The sequence below is a fragment of the Spiroplasma sp. ald genome (assembly GCF_044714355.1).
Classification (GTDB): domain Bacteria; phylum Bacillota_I; class Bacilli_A; order Mycoplasmatales; family Mycoplasmataceae; genus Spiroplasma; species Spiroplasma phoeniceum.
The window spans coordinates 1-3,377 of the sequence record NZ_RXFY01000107.1; the positions used below are offsets into that span (position 1 = coordinate 1).

At 26.2% G+C, this 3,377-nt stretch carries 2 protein-coding genes; both read left to right on the forward strand.

Annotation, left to right across the window (positions count from 1 at the left end; translation table 4 throughout):
* Positions 1 to 235: 235 nt before the first annotated feature.
* Positions 236 to 1,774 carry a cytoskeletal motor fibril protein Fib gene (fib, locus tag EHU54_RS05050; RefSeq protein ID WP_400249281.1) on the forward strand — a complete coding sequence of 513 codons (1,539 nt, stop codon included), beginning with the start codon at positions 236 to 238 and terminating at the stop codon, positions 1,772 to 1,774.
* 108 nt (positions 1,775 to 1,882) lie between these two features.
* The gene (locus tag EHU54_RS05055) at positions 1,883 to 3,166 is read left to right on the forward strand and encodes a YitT family protein (RefSeq protein WP_400249282.1); all 1,284 of its coding nucleotides are present in this window, start codon (positions 1,883 to 1,885) and stop codon (positions 3,164 to 3,166) included.
* Positions 3,167 to 3,377 lie beyond the last annotated feature (211 nt).

Consider the following 3,377-nt stretch of genomic DNA (forward strand, 5'->3'; position numbering starts at 1 on the left):
CTAATGTTTAATTCTAATAAAAATAATTTTTATTTATTTTAAAAATAAAAAACAAAAAAATTATTATAATTTTAACAATTTTAAACATTTTAATATTTATCATTGATAATTAAGATAAAATACGATACAATAGTCATAGTTGTATTTTGCATATAATCAAATATTAATTATAGTAAGATACACTAAAAATAAACAATTTTTGGAAATTAAATATGAAAATAGAGGTGAAAAATAAATGATTGGCGTAATTTCAACAGCATATTTCACGATGAAAGATAAGCATAGTATTAAAACAGTAAAAAAATATTGGTGAAAGAACTGTGTAATTCAACATGTTAAATACCATGGAAAAATTTTCATTATAGCAACAGTAGGATATGGTAAAGCAAATGCTGCAATGGCAATTACTTACTTATTAGAAAAATATCCTGGTTTACAAACAATTTTAAATGTAGACTTAGCCTTGTCAACAAACGATAAGCATGACACAGGAGACACAACAATATCAACAAAGTTTATTTATCGTGATGCTGACTTAACAGTTTTTAAAGATATTAAATATGGACAAATTGTTAATGAACCTGAATCATTCCAATTCGATGGTGAATTCGCTAAAGTTGTTAAAGACTTTAAATTAGGGTTAACAGAAGGAGTTACTGGAACAGCAGATATGCTGATTTATAACTCAAAACAATTTAAGGAAATGGTTGATAAATATGGACATACTATTGATGTAATTGATACTGAAGCAGGGGCGATTGCACAAGTTGCTAAAAAATCAAGTATTAATTATATTGCTTTAAAAATTATTTATAATAATGCATTATCACCATGAGATAATGATCCAATTCATAAATTCAAAATGTATGAAACAGTTAATACATTAAAATATTTATTAAGAAGATTATTTAACTTATTAAGTTCAAATTATATTATTGATTTATCACAATCTTCACAAGATGATTTAGATTCAATTAATGAATTATTTGAAATTAAACATGACCAATGAATTAAATTATTTAAACCAAATACACATAAAGTATTATCAGGGTTTGGGCCTTCATTAATGTTAGTTGATAAACAAGAAAAAACTCCTGTTGCATTAGATATTATTCAAGTAATGCGTTCAAAAACAAAAGAAGCAGAAGGACCAAGTAAAGTAATTTTAGGGGAAGATGAATGAAAAAATGCTCCTAAAAAATGATTACATAAATTATTATTTTTAGAACAAGTTCGTGTCAATGATGATGAATTATTATGAAATAAATCAGCAAAATATGATTTAAATAATGAAAAATTATATAAAATTGAAACAGTTGCAAATGAAATTGCAGCAGCAATTGCTGAAAAATGTCAAGATAAATCATCATATACATATAATGGTGCAACAGTACAACAAAAATACTTATTAGTAAATTGTGACGCAAAAGTTTCGTTTTACATTACTCAAAATCAATCACATGAATTTGTGGAAGATAAAAACTTTGGAACACAATTAGTAAATAATGAATTTGTTAAATACTTAAATGAAGCATTGAAAGATGTTGACTCACCATATCAACAAATTGTTGTTTATATGACAATTCCAGCATTAGATTATCGAAAAATTCCAGTGTTTATTCCTTCAAACAAAGGAGCAAACAGAGGTGTTAAATTTGGAACTTTAAACCAAAAGTTACAACGAGATTATACTGTAGTTGATATTACAAGAAATGATTATGATCCAATCAAAGTTGGTTCATTCAAAGTTACAATTCGTTTAAAAAGTGAATAATTAATTAATTTTATTAAAAAACAACCAAAAGGTTGTTTTTTAATTTTTAAATAATGTTATACTTATTAGTAATAATTAAGGTTAAGAAAGGGCATGGAATAACGAAAAATGGTTAACGAAGAAAAAAGCTTAACAGCAGAAGGAGATAGTAACAACAATGGAGTTAACCCTGATAGTATTACAAACAAATCATCAGATTTTTATCCGAAAGAAAAAACAACGGAAAGAAAAACCTGTAGTCGTGAACGGATTTCACGAAAAGAATTTAATTTACGTTTTAAAGCTTATTTTAAATCATGTTTATTCCGTGATTATGCTTATATTATTTTTGCTGCTTTTTTAGGAATGGCGAGTTATGATTACTTTATTGCAGCAACAACAAGTAATGAGATTATTCCAAGTGGAATTGGAGGGATTGCCCGTGAAATTGCGGTTGGAATTTGACCAAACCAAGATCAGTTACAAATGCAAACAAGTATGTACTGAGTTTTTTATTTTGTGTTTAATATCCCATTATTTATTTTTGGCGTCATTAAAGTTGGACTTCGTTTTTCTCTTCGTACAATTGTTTATATTGGTTTGCAAAATGGTTTTCACTTTGCATTTGCTTATATTCCGGTTATTAATCCGCAAGAATTATTTTTTATTGTTAATTATAATAGTTTAAATATTTTTAGTAATTATGGTGGAATGTACCAGATTTGATTATTTGTTTTTGCAGCGGTAGCAGGAATTTTAAATGGAATTGCTTATGGCTTAGTTTATAAAGGGGGAGCATCAACAGCTGGAACTGATTTTGTTTTTGCTTATTATTCAGCTAAAAAGAAAATTTCAATTGCTAATTATAATCGAATTGTTAATTATATTATTATTGTTGTAATGTTAGCAATTCACACAACATTATTAAGTCGTAGTGAATTAACAAGTATTTATTTTGGAAAAGACTGAGCAGCACATATTGATCAAATTCAACGCCTTGGTTTTAAAATTGATGATGGTGGTTTATATGGTAGTGATTTCACTAGTCATAAAATTAAATACTTCTTTGGTCCTGCCTTATTTGCTTCATATTTATTTGTCGTAGTACAAGCAATTACAATTGATATTATCTTCCCGAAATTTAAATATCGTAGTTTAATGGTTATTACTTCAAAAGCAGATGCTATTGTCTCAGGGTTACAATATGTTCATTATCCTAATGATATTATTCGTTTACCAGCACGTGATCATTATGAAGGCAATGATCTTAATAATGAAGTGATTATTGTTTCCACCTCAGTTTTAGAATATAAGAAAATTAAAGCTGCGATTATTGTTTCTGATCCAGAAGCTAAAATTTTAGCTCATAAACTAGACAAACTTATTGCTAATTATAAAGTAGATAAATATTAATCTTTTTGTGCAATTAAATTTAATCAGACAAACCCTTTTTGTAATATTTCATAGTCATGTTTTAGCATTAGTAAAATATTCTTTAACATGACTTTTTCATTAGACTTCTTGTATAACCTAGTTATTTTAAAATTCCTATAAAATATATTTAAAATAGAAATTATAGGAATCTAAAATTATGAAATTTGATAAATTTGATTTTATTAATGAT